An 18,890-nucleotide genomic window follows, 5' to 3' on the forward strand; every position below is an offset into this window, starting at 1 on the left:
CGGGCCCGTTCACCGAGGATGTTCCCCATGCCGATCACCTCCGGATCCCATCGCGAAGAGCCCTCCACCACCGCCGACGAGCGGGAGATGTTGGACGGCTGGCTCGACTACCACCGCTCCACCCTCGCCTGGAAGTGCGAGGGACTCGACGACGAGCAATTGCGCAGTACTCCGCTCGCCCCGTCCGAACTGAGCCTGCTGGGGCTCGTACGGCACCTGGCGGAGGTGGAGCGGTTCTGGTTCCGGGAGGTCATGCTGGGCGAGGACCTTCCCGAGCTGTACGTCACCCGGGAGGACGTGGACGGCGACTTCCACGTCACGGACGGGGACACCTGGGCCGACGCCGAGCGGGTGTGGCGGACCGAGGTCGACCTGGCTCGGAAGGCCGCCGCGGGCCGCTCGCTCGACCTGCGCTCGAAGCCGGAGAACCACCACCGCGGCGAGGTCTTCAGCCTGCGCTGGGTCTACACCCACATGATCGAGGAGTACGCGCGCCACAACGGCCACGCGGATCTGCTGCGCGAGCACCTCGACGGCGCCACGGGCGAATAGCCGCCGGCCGGCGGACGGGGTTCGGTTGGCCCGCGCCCCGTCACCCGTGCGGGGTGAATATGGCCTCCGGGTTTCCCAACGCGGCGTCCGTCCGAGCAGAGTTGCGCGAGTGCATCCAACCCGAACCACGACAACGTTGCTGCTCGGAGTCGCCTGTGCCGTCTCGGCCGTCTCCGGCTGTGTGAAGGTCGGCCCCGCAAGCGTGACCCCGGCCGTCGGCCCCTCCGCGGGGCCGGCGCCGCACCACGAGCCGCGCGGCGGGCCCGGAGCCTCCCCGGTGGTCGTCCAGGCGCCCGCGCTGGAGGCGCTCAAGGCGGCCCCCGGGGCCGCGGCGCCGCCCGCGGCCTCCGCCCCCGCCGCCGCCCCGGCGGCCCCGCAGCGGAGCGCCCAGGCTCCGCCACCGGTCCCGGACATCCCCGAGGCGCGGGGACCCGCCGAGGCCGCCCGCGGGCACGGGGAGGGCGGGGCCCGCCGCCCGGGGCCCGCGCGGCCCGACGCGAAGGCGGAACGGGAGCTGATGGGGGAACTGCCGGTGCGGCCGGCCGACGTGTGCGCGCTGGGCCGCCGGCACGGTCACTGGCGCCCGGACAGCCCGGAGGCCCGCATCTGCGCGGGCGTCCACGGCGGCTGAGGTCCCCGCGAGGACCGCTCTACGGGGACCGCTCTACGGGGACTGCTCGGGGAACGGCCGGGGCCCGGCGCCCGGCTCCGCGGCCAGGCGCCGCTCCAGCCTGAGGATGGCGCCCCGTACGCCGTTGCCGTACTCGTCGTCGGGCAGCGCGGCGGCCGCCGCCCGGGCCCGGGACAGGTGCACCCGGGCCGCCTCGGGCCGTCCCAGCTTCACGTAGTCGTCGGCGAGGCTCAGGTGCAGGGACGGGTAGAAACCCCGGGGCATCAGTGGCCCGTCCCCCAGCGCCTCGGCGGCGGACAGTGCCCTGAGGTCCCAGGCCAGCTCGTCCGCGGGATCGTCCTGGGCGTCGGCCATGTAGTGCGCGAGGGTGCACCGGTGGAGGGAATCGCCTTCCGCCCCGAGCTCCGTCCAGATGTCGCCGAGCCGGTTGCGGGCCTCCTCGCGGTCCCCCGCGTGCAGCAGGATGACCGCCTGGCCGATCCTGGTCATGACGGCGTCCTCCGACGCCTCCTGCTGCTCCGTCACCGCGGCCTCCGGCTCGCTCCGCCAGACCTGCTCCGGCCTGATCATCAAGAAGCTAGCCGGAGGCACCGGCAATGGCGCCGAGGCGCGGTGTGGCGTCAGCCGAGGTCCGGGATCCGCCAGTCGATCGGCTCATGGCCCTGGGCGGCGACGGCCTCGTTGATCTGCGTGAAGGGGCGGGAACCGAAGAACTTCTTCGCCGACAGCGGGGACGGGTGGGCGCCCTTGACGATCACGTGGCGCTCTTCGTCGATCAGCGGGATCTTCTTCTGGGCGTAGGCACCCCACAGCACGAAGACCGCCGGGTCCGGGCGGTCGGACACCGCGCGGATCACCGCGTCGGTGAACTTCTCCCAGCCCTTGCCCTTGTGCGAATTGGGCTCGGCCTCGCGGACCGTGAGCACCGCGTTGAGCAGCAGGACGCCCTGCGCGGCCCACGGCATCAGGTAACCGTTGTCGGGGACGGGGAGGCCGAGCTCCTCCTTCATCTCCTTGTAGATGTTGCGCAGCGAGGGCGGGGTCTTCACGCCGGGCTGCACGGAGAAGCACAGGCCGTGGCCCTGGCCGGCGCCGTGGTACGGGTCCTGGCCGAGGACCAGCACCTTCACCTGGTCGAAGGGAGTGGCCTCCAGGGCCGCGAGCACCTGCTCACGGGGCGGGTAGACCGGCCCGTTCGCCCGCTCCTTCTCGACGAACTCGGTGAGCTCTTTGAAGTAGGGCTGGTCCAGCTCCCCGCCGAGGACGGGAAGCCAGGACTCGGGCAGCATCTGGGTCACGGCACAACCTCCGGTACAAGTTCTTGCGACAGATCAAGAACCTACCGGGAGCCACTGACAACGCGTCGGCCGCCCTTGCCGGCGGCCGACGCGTGCGGCCTTGCTACCAGCTGGTCTTGCGGTAGAACTCCCACATCTGCATGACGGTCTGCGGGTCCAGGGCCCGCTCGGCGCCCGCGATGTCCTCCCGCGCGGCGACGTACAGCTTGCCCTGCCACAGGGGCAGCAGCCGGACGTCTTCGGCGAAGACCTGCTGCGCCTTCTCGAACTGCTGGATTCCGGCCGAGCGGTCCCCCTCGCGGCGGGACTTGGGCAGCAGGTCGGTCAGGATCTCGCTGGGCTCGTACGGCGTGCCGACCGCGTTCTCCTTGCCGACGAACGGCGCGATGAAGTTGTCCGGGTCCGGGAAGTCGGGGAACCAACCTCGGCCGAAGACGGGGTACTCCTGGTTCTTGTAGCTCTTCTGGAATTCCTTCCAGGGCGCGCTGCGCAGGGTGATCTTGAAGAGCAGGCTCTCGTCCAGCTGGCGCTTGAGCTCGGTGAACTCGTCGGCGGTGGAGGCGCCGTAGCGGTCGGTGGTGTACCAGAAGGTCAGCTCGACGGCCTGGTTGATCCCGGCGTCCCTGAGGATCTTCTTGGCCTTGGGTATGTCCGGCTGGCCGAACTTGTCGTAGAAGGGCGTCTTGTGGCCCACGACCCCCTTGGGGACCATCGAGTACAGCGGCTCGGCGGTGCCCTGGTAGACCTTGGAGACGAGCGCGCCGCGGTCGATCACCTGGGCGATGGCCTGGCGGACCGGGGCCTTGGCGACCGCGGGGTCCTTGGGGTTGAAGACGAGGTAGCGGATCTCGGAGCCGACGTTCTCCACGACCCCGACGCCCTGCCCGTGCGACGCGGGGGTCTGGAGGTCCAGGATCTCGGGGGCCGACAGGCCTCGGTAGATCGCGTCGATCTCCTTGCCCTTGAGGGCGGAGATCATCTTCGGGGATTCCTTGAAGTAGCGGATCGTCACGCCGGCGTTCTTGCGGTTGGCGAACCCGTTGTAGCTGTCGTTGCGGTTGAGGACGGCCTCGCCGCCCTCCTTGTACGACTCGAGCACGTACGGGCCGGAGCCGACGATCTTGCCGTCGTCGCGGACCTTGTTCGCGGCGTACTCCTTGGGCGCGACCAGCGAGGCGGCGGGCGAGCCGAGGACGAACGGGAACGTGGCGTCCGAGGTGTTCAGGTGGAAGACGACCGTCAGCGGGTCCGGGGTCTCGATCTTGTCGAGCGACCCGAAGAGGTCCTTGGGGCCCGTCGAGGAGCCGATGGTCCTGATCCGGTCCAGGGAGTGCTTGACGGCCTTGGAGTCGAGCACCTCCCCGTTGGAGAACTTCAGGCCCTTGCGCAGGGTGCACCGGTACGCCTGGTTCGCCGCGTCCGTGAACTCACAGCTCTGGGCGGCGTCCGGCTGGGGCTTGGTGGAGCCCGTCGGGAAGGCCACCAGGGTCTGGTAGACGTTCCGGTAGAGCTCCCAGGAGCCGTCCCACGCCGCGGCGGGGTCGAGAGTGCTCGGGGCGCTCGTAGTGCCGACGACGATGCGCTTGGCGTCGTCGCCCTTGTCGTCCGAGAGCAGGCCGCATCCGGCGAGCAGGGATATGGACGCAAGGGCCGCAGTGATCTGCAGACATCTGGTCCGGATGAACACGTGCACGCTCCTCGATCAGCCAGGGGTGCGGCAGACCCTACCTCAGTGCCCCACGATTCCAATGGACAGGTTTCGTGGGGCACATGACCGGTTCCGTGCATATTCGTGTCACATTCACCTCCCTTAAAGAAGGGAATGTGTCCGATTATCGATCAGTGCACTCCGGCATTCAGGAACATTCCCCCGTCCACGACCAGAGTTTGTCCTGTGATCCATTCCGCTTGTGCAGATGTAAGAAAGGCCGCGGCCCCTCCGATGTCCTCGGGGACCCCGAGTCGGCCCAGCGGATAGGCCGCCGCGGCCTCCTGCTCGCGGCCCTCGTAGAGCGCCTGGGCGAACTTGGTCTTGACCACCGCGGGCGCGATCGCGTTGACCCGAACCCGGGGCGCCATCTCGTGGGCGAGCTGGAGGGTCAGGTTGATCATCGCCGCCTTGCTCATCCCGTACGCCCCGATGAAGGGCGAGGCGGAGACGCCGGCGATGGAGGCGATGTTCACGATCGCCCCGCCGTTGTCCTTCTGCCAGGCGTGCCAGGTCCGCTGGGCGAAACCGAGCGCCGAGATCACATTGGTCTCGAAGACCTTGCGCGCGACCCCGAGGTCCAGGTCCGCGATGGGGCCGAAGACCGGATTGGTGCCGGCGTTGTTCACGAGGAAGTCGACGCGGCCGAACGCCTCCATCGTCCGCTCGACGGCGACGGCCTGGTGCTCCTCGTCGTGCGCCTTGCCCGCGACCCCGATGACCCGGTCGGCGCCGAGCCGCTCGACGGCCTCCTTGAGGGCGTCCTCGTTGCGCCCGGTGATGCACAGCCGGTCACCGCGGGCGACCAGCGCCTCGGCGACGCCGTAGCCGATGCCCCGGCTCGCCCCGGTGATCAGCGCGACCTTGCCGCTGTCCGTTCCTTCGTACGTCATGTCGTACGCCCCTGCCTCTCGTGGACCGTCAGTTGAGGGGGCCGCCGGCCACGTACAGGACCTGGCCGGAGACGAAGCCGGCCGCCTCGCCCGTGAAGAAGGCGATGGCGTTGGCGATGTCGTCGGGGTTGCCGACGCGCTGGACGGGGATCTGGGTGGCGGCGGCGGCCTTGAAGTCCTCGAAGCCCATGCCGACTCGGGCGGCGGTCTGCGCGGTCATCTCGGTGGCGATGAAGCCGGGGGCGACGGCGTTGGCGGTGACGCCGAACTTGCCGAGCTCGATGGCCAGGGTCTTGGTGAAGCCCTGCAGACCGGCCTTGGCGGCCGAGTAGTTGGCCTGGCCGCGGTTGCCGAGGGCCGAGCTGCTGGAGAGGTTGACGATGCGGCCGAACTTGGCCTCGACCATGTACTTCTGACAGGCCTTCGACATCAGGAACGCGCCGCGCAGGTGCACGTTCATGACGGTGTCCCAGTCGGACTCGCCCATCTTGAACAGCAGGTTGTCGCGCAGCACACCCGCGTTGTTGACCAGCACGGTCGGAGCGCCGAGCGTGCTCGCGACGCGCTCGACGGCCGCCTCCACCTGCGCGCCGTCGGAGACGTCGCAGCCGACGGCGAGGGCCTTGCCGCCGGCCGCCGTGATGGCCTCGACGGTGTCCTTGCAAGCGGCCTCGTCGAGGTCGAGTACGGCGACCGCCCGACCCTCGGCGGCCAGGCGTACGGCGGTGGCGGCGCCGATGCCCCGGGCCGCCCCGGTCACGATCGCGACGCGCTGCTCGGTGGTGGACATGCTGGATCTCCTCGCCCTTGAGAGACGGCCGCCCAGAGGTGAGCAACCGCTTAGTAGCTTCAGCTGAGGAGACGCTAGGAGCCGCAACGCCACGCTGTCAACGGCAGCCCGCCCGGGTCGTTTCCCGCCCGGGCCGGGGTCGAATCCCGCCCGGGCCGGAAACGAATCCAGTCCGGCCGGTGACGCATCCAGCCCGACCGGGGACCACCCGCGCCCGCCGGGGACGAATCCAGCCGCTGCCGGGGGCGATCCGGCCCCGCCTGCGTTTTGAGGCGCGGGGGCCCGGGGGCAGAGCCCCCGCGACGGCGCCGCACCCGAAGGTCGAGGGGCCCACCCCGGAGGGTCACCGCACCAGCAGGTCCAGCAGCCGCTCCACCTCCGCGGCGGGATCGGCCGTCAGGCCGGTGTGCACCGGTCCCGGCTGCACGACCGTGCTGCGCGGCGCGATCAGCCACCGGAACCGCCGCCCGGCATCGTCACCGGCCGCCTGCCCCGCCGCGGTGCCCCCCGCGCACACCCCCTCCACACCGCGCAGCGCAGCCCGCACCCCGGCCACATCGGCCCCGGGGTCCAGCGCGAGCAGCTTCGCCTCGTCGAGGTGGGTGCGCGCGGCGACGTACCCGTGCGCCCGGCAGTAGACGATCACGCCGGCGTTGAAACACTCGCCCCGTTCCATCCGGGGCACCACACGCACCAGCGCGTACTCGAACACGTCCCGCTTGGTCACTCGTCGCCGCTCTTCTGCTTGTTCTGGTCCGACTGGGGAGGGAGGCGCTCGGCGAGCCAGCCGGGCGGACCGGACCGCTGCCTGACCTCCGCCTCCATCGAGATCCTCTCGTGGATCGTGGCCGCGCGCGGCAGCAGCGCCTCGACATAGGCGCGGCGCAGCTCGTCCGTGGTGTCGAAGCCGGGCTCGTCGACGAGCCATTCGTCGGGGACGTCGGCCGCGACCTCGGTGAGCAGTTCCTCGGTGACCAGCGGGGCGAGCGCCGCGGCGGCGCCCTCGATGTCCGGGCCCACGGGGGCCAGCACGTGGTCGGAGGCGTTGTACGGCTTGGCTGCCGCCGCCGCGGCGGTGGGCCAGTTGTGCTGCCAGATCATGGTGGCGCCGTGGTCGATGAGCCACAGGTCCCCGTGCCAGACCAGCATGTTGGGGTTGCGCCAGGACCGGTCGACGTTGTTGATCAGGGCGTCGAACCAGACGACCCGCCCCGCCTCGACCGGGTCCACCTGGTACGCGAGCGGGTCGAAGCCGATCGATCCGGGCAGGTAGTCCATGCCGAGGTTGAGCCCGCCGCTGGCCTTGAGCAGCTCCTGGACCTCCTGGTCGGGCTCGGCGAGCCCGATGACGGGGTCGAGCTGCATCTGCACCAACCTCGGCACCCGCAGGCCCAGCCGCTGGGCGAGCCGCCCGCAGATGACCTCGGCGACCAGGGTCTTGCGGCCCTGGCCGGCGCCGGTGAACTTCATGACGTAGGTGCCGAGGTCGTCGGCCTCGACGATTCCCGGGAGCGAGCCGCCCTCACGCAGTGGCGTGACGTAGCGCGTCGCTGTCACTTCGGTAAGCATCACCCCAGGGTAGGCGGCGTGATCGTCGCGCCCCACCGCGTTTTCCGGGGTCGGGCGGCAGGAGTGATCACGCGGAGGGCTTCGCCCGGCCGCAGCCGGCCGCATGCGGGCGACCAACCGGGGTAGGCCCCCGGAGTGTCCGCAAAACGATCCGGTGGAGGAAGTGAACGACGTGCGCATCGCGTTCCTGACCGCGCCCGAGGGCGTGGAGGAGATCGAACTGACCGCACCCTGGAAGGCCGTCGAGGACAACGGCTGGATCCCGCAGCTGGTCTCGACGGAGCCCGGCCGGGTGCAGGCGTTCCGCCACTTCGACAAGGGCGGCACCCATCCCGTCGATCACGTGCTGGCCGGTGACACGTCGGACGCCTTCGACGCGCTGGTACTGCCCGGCGGGGTCGCCAACCCCGACGCCCTGCGGATGAACGAACGGGCGGTCGGGTTCGTGCGCAGCTTCTTCGAGGCGGGCAAGCCGGTGGCGGCGATCTGTCACGCGCCCTGGACCCTCGTGGAAGCAGGTGTCGTACGGGGCCGGACGCTGACCTCGTGGCCGAGTCTGGCGACCGACATCCGCAACGCGGGCGGCACCTGGGTGGACGAACAGGTTCAGGTCTGCCACGCGGCTCCCGCGGCACTGGTCACCAGCCGCAAGCCGGCGGACCTGGACGCCTTCTGCGTCACCTTCGTGAGGGAGTTCGCCGACGCCCGGCACTCCTCGGCCGCTCGCACCTGACACGGGCGGAACGTTCCAGCGGCGGGAGGAACCATGGCCCGACGAGTCCACGAGGTGATGGCCCGCAAGCCGGTGACCGTCGACAAGCTGACCTCGCCGGCAGAGGCGGCCCGGGTGATGCGGGACGCGGACATCGGCGACGTACTGGTCGTCGACGAAGGCCGCCTGTGCGGCATCCTGACCGATCGGGATCTCGTGATACGCGCGGTGGCCGAGAACCGCGATCTCGCCGAGACGACGGTGCAGGCCATCTGCAGCACCGACCCGGTCACCGTCGGCCCCGGCGAAGAGGTCGGCGAGGCGTTGCGCCTCATGCGCCGGCACGCGCTGAGGCGCCTGCCCGTACAGACCGAGGAGGGCGAGCTCGTCGGCGTCGTCACGCTGGGCGACCTGGAGGTCGAGCGGGATCCGGGGTCGGCACTGGCGGCCATCGCCGCCGCCGAGCCCGGCACCCGGGGCTCTCCTCCGAGGCCCGCGGGGGTCAGCTCGGCGGAGCCCACTGCGTGAGCAGCGCGTCGGTGGTGGTGATGGCCGCGACCAGGGCGAGGGAATTGCGGATGACCTCGTCCGTGCAGGAGGCGGGCACTCCGGCGATGGCGTCGGACGGCACGACCACCTGGTAGCCGAGGTTCACGGCGTCGAAGACGGTGTTGGGGATGGCGATGTTGGAGGAGACCCCGGTGACGACGAGGGTACGGACGCCGAGGTTGCGCAGCAGCGCGTCGAGGTCGGTTCCCGCCATCGGGGAGAGCCCGTGGAGCCGGCGGACCACCAGGTCCTGTTCGGCCACGGTGATCGGCGCCGCGACCTCCACGGCCCGGCTTCCGGTCAACTGACGGACGGGCAGTTTCCCGGCCGCCCTGAACAGCCGTGCGTTGGTGTTGGCCCCGCGTCCGTCCGGCCGCCGCTCGGCCACGGCGTGCAGCACCTGCACTCCGGCCCCGCGTGCGGCGTCGGCGAGTGCGGCCACCCGCTCCAGCATGCCGGAGTCCCGGGCCTCCTTGGCGAGCTCGGGCAGCGCGCTCTCCTCGCCGACCACCCCGTTCTGGCACTCGACGGTGAGCAGTGCGGTGGTGGCGGGATCGAGTTCCTGCATGGCTCCCCCTGGCGTGACGGCCCGACAGCCCGCATGATTCCTGACACATAGTCAGATGTGAAGGGGTGCGGGACGGATGGACGAGGCACGCTCGGCAACGGCACAGCGGCGGGGGCGCCGCATCATGATGAGCGACGCGGAGGTGGACGCCTTCCTGCGCGAGCAGCGCACCTGCCGGGTGGCCACGGTCTCGCCGGACGGCCGTCCGCACGTGGGCGCCCTCTGGTTCGCCTGGGACGGCACCTCGCTGTGGCTGTACTCGATCACGCGCAGCCGGCGCTGGTCCGACCTGCGCGAGGACCCCCGGATCTCGGTGGTCGTGGACTCGGGCGAGGCGTACGACGAACTGCGCGGGGTGGAACTGTCCGGCACCGCCGTCTTCGTGGGCGAGGCCCCCCGCACGGGCGAGCCCTGCCCGGAGCTGGCGGAGGCCGAGCGCATCTTTCCGGCGAAGAACTTCGGCATCGAGGAGATGCCGCACGACGGACGGCACGCCTGGATCCGCCTCACCCCGGAGTCGGTCGTCTCCTGGGACTTCCGCAAGCTGTAGGGCGCGGAGCCGGCTACCGGATTCCCGCGGCCACCTCCCGCAGGGCCTCCGCGGCGGCCCGGATGGAGGGCCGCCGGTCGGCGTCCGCGCGCCAGACCGCGTACACGTGGCGGCGTACGGTGTCACAGACCGGCAGCAGCCGGACGCCGGGCGGCACCGGGCCACGGCCCAGCTTCGGCGCCACGCACACGCCGAGGCCCGCCTCCACGAAGGCGAGCTGGGTGTGGTGCTCCTCGGCGATGTGCGCGATGCGCGGCTCGATCCCCGTGCCGCGCAGCGTGAAGACCAGCCACTCGTGGCAGAACTGGCCCTCGTTCCAGGAGATCCAGTCGTCCTCGGCGAATTCGGCCAGGGAGATCTTGTCCCGGTCGGCGAGCCGGTGGCCCGCCGGGACGGCGATGTCGACGGAGTCGTCGAGCAGGTGGGCCCGGGTCAGCTCGGCGGGCACCGGCATCCGCTTGTTGTGCCAGTCGATGGCGAGGGCCATGTCGAGGTCCCCGCGCACGACCGCCGTCATGCTCTCCTCCGGCTCCTGCTCCCGCACCCGGACACGCAGCTCCGGATGGTCCTGGCGCAGGGCGGACAGCACCTGGGGCAGCAGACCGCGCATGGCGGTCGGGAAGGCGCCGATCCGCAGCTCGCCGACCGCGCAGCCGCGCTGGGCCTCGACGTCGGCCTGGGCGAGCTCCACCTGGGAGATGATCCGTGCCGCGTGGTCGGCGAGCAGCCGCCCGGCGTCGGTGAGCCGGACCCCTCGGCCGTTCTTGGCGAGCAGCGGCTGGCCGATCTCGCGTTCCAGCTTGGCCATCTGCTGCGAGACGGCGGAAGTGGTGACGTGGAGCCCGTCGGCCGCGCCGCTGACCGAGCCGTGGCGGGCGAGGGCGTCGAGGGTACGCAGGCGCTCCAGGTTCAACATGTAAGCGATGCTACGGCGTCGCCCCCAGGAAGTCTCGCTTGTCCTACGAAGTCGAGGCGCGCACAGTAAGTGCCATGAGCGCACCCACAGCCCCGCGGCCCACCCTCCCGACCACCTCCGCCACCGCCGCCACCACCAGCGCCGCCCGCCGGGTCCGGCTCCTCGACTGGCGGGTACGCTTCGCGATCCTGTCGGTCATCTGGGGCTTCAGCTTCCTCCTGATCAAGGTGGGTACGGAGGCCTACGCGCCCTTCCAGGTGGCGCTGGGCCGGGTCCTGTTCGGCGCGCTCGCCCTCCTCGCGGTCCTGCTGGTGCGTCGCGAGCCGCTCCCCCGGGGGCTGCGCACCTGGGGGCACCTCACCGTGGCGGCGCTCCTGCTCAACACGGCCCCCTTCTCGCTCTTCGCGTACGCGGAACTGAGCATCCCGTCGAGCCTGGCCGGCATCTGCAACGCCACCTCCCCGCTGTGGGGCATGGCGCTGTCGCTGGTCGCGCTGTCCGAGGACCGCCCGACGCGGCGCCGGTTCGCGGGGCTGGGGCTGGGCTTCCTGGGCGTGCTCACGGTCCTGGGCGCGTGGCAGGGCTTCTCGGGGGTCGACGCCAAGGGCACCGCGTTCGCCCTGCTGGCCGCGCTCTGCTACCCCATCGGTTGGATCTACGTCCGCCGCACCCTGGCCGGAACTCCGGGCTCGCCGGTCGCCATGACGGCTGGCCAGCTGATGCTCTCCACCCTCCAGCTCGCCCTGGTCAGCTCCCTGTTCACCAGCGCCCCGGCCTCCTTCCCGCTCTGGCCGACCCTGTCGGTGATCGCCCTGGGCGCCCTCGGGACGGGCATGGCCCTGCAGATGCAGTACGGCCTGGTGACGGAGGTCGGCCCGACCACCGCGCAGATGGTCACGTACTTCATCCCGGTCGTGGCCACGACGGCGGGCGTCCTGGTCCTCGGCGAACAGCTCCACTGGAACACCCCGGTCGGCGCCGCGATCATCCTGGCGGGCGCCGCCCTCACCCAGACCCGCCCCGGGGCCCGACGGGCCGCGTGACCCCTGGTACCGCCCGGGGATCGGCCGCATCCCCGGCCCGCCGGGCGGAGGCCAACGCGGAACTGCGCAGGCACTCCCGGGGGGACCCCGGTCCGGCGCCGCAACGCGCCTCGGCCGGCCTCTTCCGCGCCGGGGGCGCGGTCTTGGCCCTGTGCGGGGCCGTCCTCACGCTGGGCGGCGTCATCGAACTCCTCTGAGCCGTGCCGCCCCGGGTCGAGGGCGGCGCGGCTCACGGCCCGTGACCCGACCACTCGAGGGGACCCGCCGGCGCGGAGTCCGGGGCACCGGCTCCGGACGTGGCGGCGGGGCCCGCGGGCGGGGGTCAGACCGAGCGGCCGCCCCCCGAGGGGCGGACCGCCGCGGCGATCGCGTCCGCCAGAGCCGGGACGTCGGCCGGGACCAGCGCCGAGACGGTCACGCGGATGCCCGGGCCGGATTCCACCCGGTAGCGGGAGCCCGGCGCCACCGCCCACCCCGCGGCCAACAGCCCCGCCACCACCGCGGTCTCGCCGACCCCGACCAGCGGCACCCACACGTTCAGGCCGCTCCGCCCGTGCGCCGCCACCCCCCGCTCCCCCAGCGCCGTGATCACCGCGTTCCGCCGCTCGTCGTAGGCGCGGGACACCGCAGCGCGGTCCACCGCCCCCGAGGTCCACAGGTCCACCACCGCGTACTGGAGCAGCCGGCTCACCCACCCCGGGCCGAGCCGCTGCCGCCCGCGCACCCGGTCCAGAGTCACCGCGTCACCCGTGAGCACCGCCAACCGCAGGTCCGGCCCGTACGCCTTGGCCGCGGACCGCGTCAGCGCCCAGTGCCTGGTCACCCCACCCAGGGAATGGAGCGGCCGGTCCACGATCCCGTGGCCGTGGTCGTCGTCGATCGCCAGCACCTCCGGATGGCCCGCCAGCAGCGCCCGCAGCTCAGCCGCCCGCTCCGCGCCCAGCACCGCCCCGGTCGGGTTCTGCGCCCGCGGGGTGACCAGCAGGGCCCGCGCCCCGGCCGCCAGCGCCCGCGCCACCGCTTCCACTTCGGGGCCGTCGTCGTCGACGGCCACCGGCAGCACCCGCAGCCCGAGGGCCGCGACCAGGTCCAGCACGCTCCCCCACCCCGGGTCCTCGACCGCCACCGCGTCGCCCGGCCGCAGATGCGCGGCCAGGACCCGTTCGATCGCGTCCAGCGCACCCGAGGTCACCGCCACCGGACCCGCGGGAACCCCGTCCGCGTCGAGGTCCGCCCGGGCCACCCGCTCCAGCTCCGGCAGCAGCGGATCGTCCCCGTAGAGGGTGGGCGCCTGCGCGTGCCGCCGGGCGGCGAAGGCCAGGGCTCCGTCCAGGGCGGGGAGCAGCGACACGTCCGGGTTGCCCGAGCCGAGGTCCCGCACGCCCGCCGGGACCGCCATCGGGGCCGCGTCACGGGGCGCGCTCGACGGACGGGCCCGTACGCGGCTGCCGCGCCGCCCGTCCGTCTCGATGACCCCGCGCTCGCGCAGCGTCCGGTAGGCGGCCGCGACGGTGTTCGGGTTCACCCCCAACTCACCCGCCAGCTCCCGCATCGGCGGCAACAGCGATCCGGGCGGGAGCGCGCCCGATCCCACGCCCGCTTCGACACTGGCCGCGATATCCGATGCGCGGCGCCCTTCGATCCGATAATCTCCTAGCACAAAGCCAATTATGCACTAGTACAACGGAGCGCGCACGATGACCACGACCCCCGCGACAGAGACGGCGTACGAGCCCACCGACCGCACCGTGCCCACGCGCTCCCGCGACCGGGCGCGCTACGACCGCGAGACGGTGCACTCGATACTCGACCAGGCGTACATCTGCCACCTCGGCTTCGTCCGCGACGGCGCCCCGGTGGTGCTGCCCACGCTCTTCGCCCGCGTCGGCGAGGTGCTCTACGTCCACGGCTCCACCGGCTCCCGCCCGCTGCTCGCCGCGGGCAAGCCCGACCCTGGTCTCGCCGTCTGCGTGACGGTGACCCACGTCGACGGCCTGGTGCTGGCCCGCTCGGCCTTCCACCACTCGCTCAACTACCGCTCGGTGGTGGCCCACGGCACCGCCTACCAGGTCACCGACGAGGCGGAGTGCCGGCTCGCCCTGGACGCCCTCGTCGACCACGTCGTACCGGGCCGCTCCGCCGACTCCCGGCCCGCCAACGCGAAGGAGCTCGCCGCCACGGCCGTGATCCGCCTGGACCTGGAGGAGGTCTCCGCGAAGCTCCGCACCGGCGGCCCGAACGACGACGCCGAGGACCTGGACCTGCCGTACTGGACGGGCGTGGTCCCCGTCGCACCCGCGTACGGAGTGCCCGTGCCCGCCGCGGACCTGGCCCCCGGCATCGCCGTCCCGGACTACATCACGGCGCTCTGAGGACGCTCCCGCACGGCGTCGGGCCCGGCCGCCACCGGCCCGGGCCCGGCCGCCGGACGGCGCGCTTCCGCCGCGATCAGCGCTCCCACCGCCGTCAGCAGAAGTACGGTCCCCAGCACCACGGCACCGGTCAGTCGCTCCCCCAGCACGAGGACGGCGATGGCCGCCGCGCTGACCGGCTCGATCAGCATGATCACGGACACGGTCGCGGCCCGCACCGCGGCGGCGCCGGTGAAGTAGAGCGCGTACGCGAGCGCCGTCGGCACGAGGGCGACGTACGCCAGCAGCCCGAGCACCCGCCCGAGTTCGGCGGTGTGCGGCACCAGCCCCTCCGCCCAGGCGAGCGGCAGCAGGGCGACCGCGCCCACCGCGACCGACCAGGCGGTGGTCACCAGGGGGTCCCCGCCCGCCCCGCGCTGCCCGAGCCGGCGGGCCCGCAGGGTCATGGCCGCGTACCCGGCGGCGGAGAGCAGCGCCCAGCCGACACCGAGGGGCCGCACCTCGCCGCCCCCGCTGCCCAGTACGAGGACGGCCAGCCCGGCGAGCGCCCCGCAGACCGCGGTCAGGCCGGCGCGGCCGAGCCGCTCGCCCGTCCAGTACCGGGCCCCGAGCGCGATGAGCACGGGCCCGGCGCCGAGGGTGACGACGGTGCCGACCGCGAGGCCGGTCTCGCGCACGGCGGCGAAGTAGGCGGCCTGGAAGAGGGTGAACATCAGCCCGGTCCCGATCAGCGAGGCCTTGGACGGCCGCGCCCGCCCGTCGTCCGCCCGGCGGCGCCCGCGTACGGCGAGCACCCCGAGCAGCACCACGAGCCCGCCCGCGCAGCGCCAGAAGGACAGGGCGAGCGGGCCGAGGTCACTGGCCAGGAAGAGGAGGGAGGCGGCCGCCCCGGCGGTGCCCCAGGCGGCTCCGGCGATGACGAGGTACAGCAGACTGCGCCCGGCAGCGGGCGAATGGTTCGACACGTGGTTCTCCGCGCATGCGTGAAGGATGAGAAGAGCAGGTCATCGCTTCGCGGGCAGCGCTCACCGGCCCGGGAGCCCCGGGCGCTCGGTTTCGTGAAGGTGCCGCCCGCGCCTAGGCGGCGGGAGGCGGAAGCACGGTCGACTGCATGTGCGTCACCCTAGGCGGTCGTGGTCTCGCGGTCCAGCAGGACCGCTTCGGGCTCGGCCGGCACGTGCGGAGGCGCCGGTCGCGAGGACTGGGCGATGAACGCACCGCCCAGCACCAGCCCGCCGCCGACGATCTGCCAGGTGGAGAGGTGCTCGCCGAGCAGGATCCAGGCCAGCACGGTGGCGACGACGGCTTCCAGGAAGGCCACGACGCCCGCGATCTGGGGCGAGAGCCTGCGCACGGAGACGACGCCGGTCAGGTACGCGAAGACGGTCGCGATCAGCACCACCCAGCCGAGCAGCACCCCGGCGGGCACCATGACGTCGCCCAGGGCCGCGTCGCCGCCCAGCACCTGCCAGTCGATCTCCCACGGGCGGGCGATCACGGTCATGACGAGGGCGCCCACGACCAGGCCGTAGGCGGTCACGCCGAGCGGGTCCGGGGCGTCCTCCGCGTCGGAACCCTGGTCGGCGAAGACGAAGTAGGAGGCCTGGCACAGGGCCGCGCAGAGGCCGAAGACCACGCCGAGCAGGTCGAGCCGCAGCCCGGCCCAGATCTCGACCACGCAGGCGAGTCCCACGACGGCCACGGCCGCACCGGCGGCGGCGCCCCGCGTGACGGGCTTGCGCTGGACGAAGCGGATGTAGCCGAGCAGCAGCGCCGGGCCCAGGTACTCCAGGAGCAGGGCCACGCCGACGGGAATCCGGGACAGCGAGGCGAAGTAGAAGGCCTGTACGCCCGCGACGGCGACCAGCCCGAAGCCCGCGAGCAGCGCGGGCTTGCGCCGCACGAGACCGCGGTGGCGCCAGGCCAGCGGGGACAGTACGAGCGCTGCCCCGGCCACCCTGAGCCAGACCATCTGGAGGGGGTCCAGACCCGCCTCGATCAGCGGCTTCGCCGCCACTCCGGAACCACCGAACGCAACCGCCGAGACGAGGGCGAGGCCCAGTCCGGCGTTCTTACCTGACGCTTGCATCGGGCCATCATGACAGGGCCGGTCAGGAGCGTCACGAGCATGACACCTGTTGAGACGCAGTCGATACCCCGGCCCCCGTTCCGGCCGCCGACCCCGCCGATTTCTGACAGGTCGTCAGTATTGAATGTTCCGCCCGCCGGGGCTACGTTCCGCCGCACGTACCCGACGAGAAGGGGTGGTCGCATGGCTGAAGTCACCGCGGAATCACGCATCGAGGCGTCCGCCGCGCAGGTCTGGTCCCAGCTGACGGACTGGGACGCGTACGGCCAGTGGAGCATGACCCACACGAACTTCCCGAAGGGCGGGCCCGAGACCCTCGCGGTCGGATCCACCTTCGCCGAGAACATGAAGATGATGGGCTTCCCGGCCGAGGTCGTCTGGACCGTCTCCGAGCTGGAGGACGAGCGCGTCTTCGCCATCACGGGCAAGGGGCCGATGGGCGTGGCCGTGCTCACCCGGTACACGCTGATCCCGGACGGCGGGGCCACCACCGTCCGCATCGACGGCGAGTTCACGGGCGCCGCGGTCTCGCTGATGGCGGGCAAGCTCAAGGACTCGGCGACCGCCGCGCTGAACGAATCCCTGCGCAAGTTGGCCGGCCTGGTCGCCTGACCGGCCGCCCGATCGGACGCCGCAGCGCCCCGCGAGAGGACTCGCGGGGCGCTGCGTCGTCCAGGGCCGGGGCCCGGGGGTCCGGCCGGATCAGTGCTCGTCGGCCAGGATCAGGTAGAGCTTCTTGCGGGCGTCGTTGATGACGGCGAGGGCCTTCTCCCGCTGCTCGGGCGAGCCGGTCTTGAAGACCTGCCCGAAGGCCTCCATCAGGCCGAACCCGGCCGTCCGGATCTCCTGCATCGCCTCGAAGTCGAAACCCCGCCCGGCGTCCGCCCAGGGGGCGTCGGGGCCGGCCTCGGCCTCCGTGCGGCCGGCGTCGGTGAGCGTGAACAGCTTCTTGCCGCCCTCGCTCTCGCTGACGATCAGGCCCTCGTCCTCCAGCAGCTGGAGCGTCGGGTAGACCGAGCCGGGGCTGGGCTTCCACGCCCCGCCGCTGCGCTCGCCGATCTCCTGGATCATCTCGTAGCCGTGCATCGGCCGGTCGGCGAGCAGCGCCAGGATCGAGGCGCGTACGTCTCCGCGCCGAGCCCTGCCGCGCGGCCCGCCCCGACCGCCCCGTCCCCCGAAGGGTCCGCCGCCGAAGGGAGGCCCGAACGGGCCGAAGGCGGCGCGCAGCCCCCTGAACTCCTCCCGACGATCGGGCCCGCAGTGGCCGTGGCCCCGTCCGTGCTCGTGTCCGTGCCCGTGTTCGTGCTGTCCACGTGAACGCATGACTGCGCTCCTTCCGTCACTTCGTAGTGGTTCACATCGGTTCATCGGTTCCCCGATGTCTCCACTATCGGTGACCGATCGCGATGCGTCAACGATATATCGGAAACTTGTCGCCGAAGAGGTGCGGCGGCGATGCGCGTTCGGCTCGGCCGGCCCGCAGGGCGAGGCAGTGAGGCTCGGGCGACGTCCGAGCGACCGGAACCGTTCGCGCTCACGGGCGACCCGGACACCGGGGGCCGCCATGCTGCGCGGGCGCGCCGGGTGGCCGGCCTCCGGCGGGCCCGGCCGGTCGCCCGCACGGCAGCGCACGGGCCGGTCCGAGGGTCGCAAGAGCCGGTCCCGGTCGGCCAGGGTCGCCGCTCTCGCGACACCAGGCCAGACACCCCGTATTGGCCTTTGTCGGTGATCAAGGATCCGTCCTACCGTCTGGTCATGCGCATCCGAACCGTCGACGCCTTCACCGACCGCCCCTTCCACGGGAACCCCGCCGGAGTCCTGATCCTCGACGGCGGGTTCCCGCCGGACGCCTGGCTCCAGCAGGTCGCCGCGGAGATGAACCTCTCCGAGACCGCCTTCGCCCATCCCCTGCCGCCCGGCGGCGACGCCGACTGGGCGCTGCGCTGGTTCACCCCGGCCGCCGAGGTCGACATGTGCGGGCACGCCACGCTCGCCACGGCACACGTACTGGCCACGAGCGGGCTCGCGAAGGGGCTGATCCGCTTCACCGCCCGCTGCGGCATCCTCACCGCCGAGACGGCCGAGGACGGCAGCATCACCCTCGACTTCCCGACGTCCTCCCTGACGCCCGTCCCGGCGCCGACCGCCGTCGACCACGCGCTCGGCGGCGCCCCGATCCTCTCCGTGCACGACACCGCCTCGCACATCGGCGACCTGCTGATCGAGCTCGCCGACGAGAAGACCGTGCGCGAACTGGAGCCGGACCACGCCGCCCTGCGCGCCTTCGCCAAGCGCGGGGTGATCGTCACCGCTCCCGCCGAGGACCCCTCCCGCGGCTACGACTTCGTCTCTCGGGGCTTCTTCCCCGCCTTCGGGATCGACGAGGACCCGGTGACGGGCAGCGCCCACACCGCGCTCGCCCCGTTCTGGGCGCAGCGCCTGGGCCGGGACGAGCTGACCGGCCTCCAGGGCGGCGCCCGTCAGGGGCTGGTCAAGGTCACCCTGGCCGGCGAGCGCACCCTGCTGACCGGCCACGCGGTGACCGTCCTCGACGGCGAGCTCCTCGCGGCCCCGCTCACGGCGACCACGGCCGACCGCGCGGAGTGACGACGGGGCACCGAACCGGGCCGGTCCCCACCGGCCCGGCCCG

The 18,890-nt window shown here is 72.5% G+C and carries 23 protein-coding genes; 10 read left to right on the forward strand and 13 right to left on the reverse strand.

Translation table 11 applies throughout. The features are described from left to right. The first annotated feature begins 27 nt into the window (after positions 1-27). Positions 28-552: a DinB family protein gene (locus ACFYZL_RS22135; protein WP_384758904.1), complete on the forward strand. Its 525-nt coding sequence runs from the start codon at positions 28-30 to the stop codon at positions 550-552. A gap of 109 nt (positions 553-661) precedes the next feature. Continuing rightward, entirely contained in the window at positions 662-1,183 is a 522-nt protein-coding gene (locus tag ACFYZL_RS22140; protein ID WP_388681097.1) for a hypothetical protein, read from the forward strand. Positions 1,184-1,216: 33 nt separating this feature from the next. On the opposite strand, the gene ACFYZL_RS22145 is transcribed toward ACFYZL_RS22140, so the two are convergent. From ACFYZL_RS22145 to ACFYZL_RS22175, 7 genes are all read right to left on the reverse strand, one after another. Next, positions 1,217-1,753, reverse strand: coding sequence for a hypothetical protein (locus ACFYZL_RS22145; protein WP_384758667.1), 537 nt, complete (start codon positions 1,751-1,753; stop codon positions 1,217-1,219). A 50-nt stretch (positions 1,754-1,803) separates the two neighbouring features. Then, positions 1,804-2,472 carry a uracil-DNA glycosylase gene (locus ACFYZL_RS22150; protein ID WP_384758677.1) on the reverse strand — a complete coding sequence of 223 codons (669 nt, stop codon included), beginning with the start codon at positions 2,470-2,472 and terminating at the stop codon, positions 1,804-1,806. 112 nt (positions 2,473-2,584) lie between these two features. Beyond that, entirely contained in the window at positions 2,585-4,168 is a 1,584-nt protein-coding gene (locus tag ACFYZL_RS22155; protein ID WP_384758669.1) for an ABC transporter substrate-binding protein, read from the reverse strand. A 152-nt stretch (positions 4,169-4,320) separates the two neighbouring features. Further along, positions 4,321-5,082, reverse strand: coding sequence for an SDR family oxidoreductase (locus ACFYZL_RS22160; RefSeq protein WP_384758672.1), 762 nt, complete (start codon positions 5,080-5,082; stop codon positions 4,321-4,323). A 28-nt stretch (positions 5,083-5,110) separates the two neighbouring features. After that, entirely contained in the window at positions 5,111-5,872 is a 762-nt protein-coding gene (gene fabG / locus ACFYZL_RS22165) for a 3-oxoacyl-ACP reductase FabG (RefSeq protein ID WP_384758674.1), read from the reverse strand. A 343-nt stretch (positions 5,873-6,215) separates the two neighbouring features. Then, entirely contained in the window at positions 6,216-6,599 is a 384-nt protein-coding gene (locus ACFYZL_RS22170; RefSeq protein WP_384581904.1) for a DUF3037 domain-containing protein, read from the reverse strand. Beyond that, positions 6,596-7,441, reverse strand: coding sequence for a HipA family kinase (locus tag ACFYZL_RS22175; RefSeq protein WP_384753467.1), 846 nt, complete (start codon positions 7,439-7,441; stop codon positions 6,596-6,598). Before ACFYZL_RS22175 ends, ACFYZL_RS22170 begins: the two co-directional genes overlap by 4 nt. A gap of 172 nt (positions 7,442-7,613) precedes the next feature. Between ACFYZL_RS22175 and ACFYZL_RS22180 the strand changes: the two genes are divergently transcribed. Continuing rightward, a complete protein-coding gene (locus ACFYZL_RS22180) occupies positions 7,614-8,174 on the forward strand; it encodes a type 1 glutamine amidotransferase domain-containing protein (protein WP_388681147.1) in 561 nt (186 codons plus the stop codon). Positions 8,175-8,207: 33 nt separating this feature from the next. After that, positions 8,208-8,681, forward strand: a complete 474-nt coding sequence (locus ACFYZL_RS22185) for a CBS domain-containing protein (RefSeq protein WP_384753469.1) — start codon at positions 8,208-8,210, stop codon at positions 8,679-8,681. On the opposite strand, the gene ACFYZL_RS22190 is transcribed toward ACFYZL_RS22185, so the two are convergent. Further along, on the reverse strand, positions 8,656-9,270 hold the full coding sequence (locus tag ACFYZL_RS22190) for a cysteine hydrolase (RefSeq protein ID WP_384753472.1): 615 nt from the start codon (positions 9,268-9,270) through the stop codon (positions 8,656-8,658). The two genes, ACFYZL_RS22185 and ACFYZL_RS22190, sit on opposite strands and share 26 nt — an antisense overlap. 76 nt (positions 9,271-9,346) lie before the next feature. On the opposite strand from ACFYZL_RS22190, the gene ACFYZL_RS22195 reads away from it, so the two are divergent. Next, positions 9,347-9,820 (forward strand): pyridoxamine 5'-phosphate oxidase family protein, encoded by a 474-nt coding sequence (locus ACFYZL_RS22195; protein WP_384753475.1) that lies wholly within the window; start codon positions 9,347-9,349, stop codon positions 9,818-9,820. A 13-nt stretch (positions 9,821-9,833) separates the two neighbouring features. On the opposite strand, the gene ACFYZL_RS22200 is transcribed toward ACFYZL_RS22195, so the two are convergent. After that, complete coding sequence (locus tag ACFYZL_RS22200; RefSeq protein WP_384753477.1) at positions 9,834-10,736, reverse strand: LysR substrate-binding domain-containing protein; 903 nt, start codon at positions 10,734-10,736, stop codon at positions 9,834-9,836. Between the two features lie 74 nt (positions 10,737-10,810). Between ACFYZL_RS22200 and ACFYZL_RS22205 the strand changes: the two genes are divergently transcribed. Continuing rightward, on the forward strand, positions 10,811-11,779 hold the full coding sequence (locus ACFYZL_RS22205; RefSeq protein WP_384753480.1) for a DMT family transporter: 969 nt from the start codon (positions 10,811-10,813) through the stop codon (positions 11,777-11,779). Beyond that, positions 11,776-11,976 (forward strand): hypothetical protein, encoded by a 201-nt coding sequence (locus tag ACFYZL_RS22210; protein WP_388681106.1) that lies wholly within the window; start codon positions 11,776-11,778, stop codon positions 11,974-11,976. The genes ACFYZL_RS22205 and ACFYZL_RS22210 overlap by 4 nt, the downstream gene beginning before the upstream one ends. A 125-nt stretch (positions 11,977-12,101) precedes the next feature. Here the strand turns inward: ACFYZL_RS22210 and ACFYZL_RS22215 are convergent, their stop codons facing one another. Beyond that, positions 12,102-13,439, reverse strand: a complete 1,338-nt coding sequence (locus ACFYZL_RS22215) for an aminotransferase class I/II-fold pyridoxal phosphate-dependent enzyme (RefSeq protein WP_388681109.1) — start codon at positions 13,437-13,439, stop codon at positions 12,102-12,104. Between the two features lie 37 nt (positions 13,440-13,476). On the opposite strand from ACFYZL_RS22215, the gene ACFYZL_RS22220 reads away from it, so the two are divergent. Then, on the forward strand, positions 13,477-14,151 hold the full coding sequence (locus ACFYZL_RS22220; protein ID WP_388681112.1) for a pyridoxamine 5'-phosphate oxidase family protein: 675 nt from the start codon (positions 13,477-13,479) through the stop codon (positions 14,149-14,151). On the opposite strand, the gene ACFYZL_RS22225 is transcribed toward ACFYZL_RS22220, so the two are convergent. Together ACFYZL_RS22225 and ACFYZL_RS22230 are read right to left on the reverse strand one after the other, a co-directional pair. Then, the gene (locus ACFYZL_RS22225; RefSeq protein WP_388681115.1) at positions 14,133-15,116 is read right to left on the reverse strand and encodes a DMT family transporter; all 984 of its coding nucleotides are present in this window, start codon (positions 15,114-15,116) and stop codon (positions 14,133-14,135) included. The genes ACFYZL_RS22220 and ACFYZL_RS22225 overlap by 19 nt on opposite strands. 158 nt (positions 15,117-15,274) lie before the next feature. Beyond that, entirely contained in the window at positions 15,275-16,240 is a 966-nt protein-coding gene (locus ACFYZL_RS22230; protein ID WP_384753492.1) for a DMT family transporter, read from the reverse strand. 183 nt (positions 16,241-16,423) lie between these two features. Between ACFYZL_RS22230 and ACFYZL_RS22235 the strand changes: the two genes are divergently transcribed. Next, positions 16,424-16,852 (forward strand): SRPBCC family protein, encoded by a 429-nt coding sequence (locus ACFYZL_RS22235; RefSeq protein ID WP_384753495.1) that lies wholly within the window; start codon positions 16,424-16,426, stop codon positions 16,850-16,852. Between the two features lie 90 nt (positions 16,853-16,942). Here the strand turns inward: ACFYZL_RS22235 and ACFYZL_RS22240 are convergent, their stop codons facing one another. Then, positions 16,943-17,563, reverse strand: coding sequence for a PadR family transcriptional regulator (locus ACFYZL_RS22240; protein WP_384581930.1), 621 nt, complete (start codon positions 17,561-17,563; stop codon positions 16,943-16,945). 432 nt (positions 17,564-17,995) lie between these two features. On the opposite strand from ACFYZL_RS22240, the gene ACFYZL_RS22245 reads away from it, so the two are divergent. Beyond that, complete coding sequence (locus ACFYZL_RS22245) at positions 17,996-18,847, forward strand: PhzF family phenazine biosynthesis protein (RefSeq protein ID WP_388681119.1); 852 nt, start codon at positions 17,996-17,998, stop codon at positions 18,845-18,847. Positions 18,848-18,890 lie beyond the last annotated feature (43 nt).

The organism is Streptomyces sp. NPDC001717 (genome assembly GCF_042892775.1).
Lineage (GTDB): Bacteria > Actinomycetota > Actinomycetes > Streptomycetales > Streptomycetaceae > Streptomyces.

Bases quoted from the DNA above. Each gene is read 5' to 3' on its own strand.
- ACFYZL_RS22205 (WP_384753480.1), top strand. From the start codon at position 10,811: ATGAGCGCACCCACAGCCCCGCGGCCCACCCTCCCGACCACCTCCGCC.
- ACFYZL_RS22200 (WP_384753477.1), bottom strand. From the start codon at position 10,736: ATGTTGAACCTGGAGCGCCTGCGTACCCTCGACGCCCTCGCCCGCCAC.
- ACFYZL_RS22145 (WP_384758667.1), bottom strand. From the start codon at position 1,753: ATGATCAGGCCGGAGCAGGTCTGGCGGAGCGAGCCGGAGGCCGCGGTG.
- ACFYZL_RS22160 (WP_384758672.1), bottom strand. From the start codon at position 5,082: ATGACGTACGAAGGAACGGACAGCGGCAAGGTCGCGCTGATCACCGGG.
- ACFYZL_RS22230 (WP_384753492.1), bottom strand. From the start codon at position 16,240: ATGCAAGCGTCAGGTAAGAACGCCGGACTGGGCCTCGCCCTCGTCTCG.
- ACFYZL_RS22220 (WP_388681112.1), top strand. From the start codon at position 13,477: ATGACCACGACCCCCGCGACAGAGACGGCGTACGAGCCCACCGACCGC.
- fabG (WP_384758674.1), bottom strand. From the start codon at position 5,872: ATGTCCACCACCGAGCAGCGCGTCGCGATCGTGACCGGGGCGGCCCGG.
- ACFYZL_RS22245 (WP_388681119.1), top strand. From the start codon at position 17,996: ATGCGCATCCGAACCGTCGACGCCTTCACCGACCGCCCCTTCCACGGG.
- ACFYZL_RS22190 (WP_384753472.1), bottom strand. From the start codon at position 9,270: ATGCAGGAACTCGATCCCGCCACCACCGCACTGCTCACCGTCGAGTGC.
- ACFYZL_RS22240 (WP_384581930.1), bottom strand. From the start codon at position 17,563: ATGCGTTCACGTGGACAGCACGAACACGGGCACGGACACGAGCACGGA.
- ACFYZL_RS22185 (WP_384753469.1), top strand. From the start codon at position 8,208: ATGGCCCGACGAGTCCACGAGGTGATGGCCCGCAAGCCGGTGACCGTC.
- ACFYZL_RS22235 (WP_384753495.1), top strand. From the start codon at position 16,424: ATGGCTGAAGTCACCGCGGAATCACGCATCGAGGCGTCCGCCGCGCAG.
- ACFYZL_RS22135 (WP_384758904.1), top strand. From the start codon at position 28: ATGCCGATCACCTCCGGATCCCATCGCGAAGAGCCCTCCACCACCGCC.
- ACFYZL_RS22195 (WP_384753475.1), top strand. From the start codon at position 9,347: ATGGACGAGGCACGCTCGGCAACGGCACAGCGGCGGGGGCGCCGCATC.
- ACFYZL_RS22175 (WP_384753467.1), bottom strand. From the start codon at position 7,441: ATGCTTACCGAAGTGACAGCGACGCGCTACGTCACGCCACTGCGTGAG.
- ACFYZL_RS22150 (WP_384758677.1), bottom strand. From the start codon at position 2,472: ATGCTGCCCGAGTCCTGGCTTCCCGTCCTCGGCGGGGAGCTGGACCAG.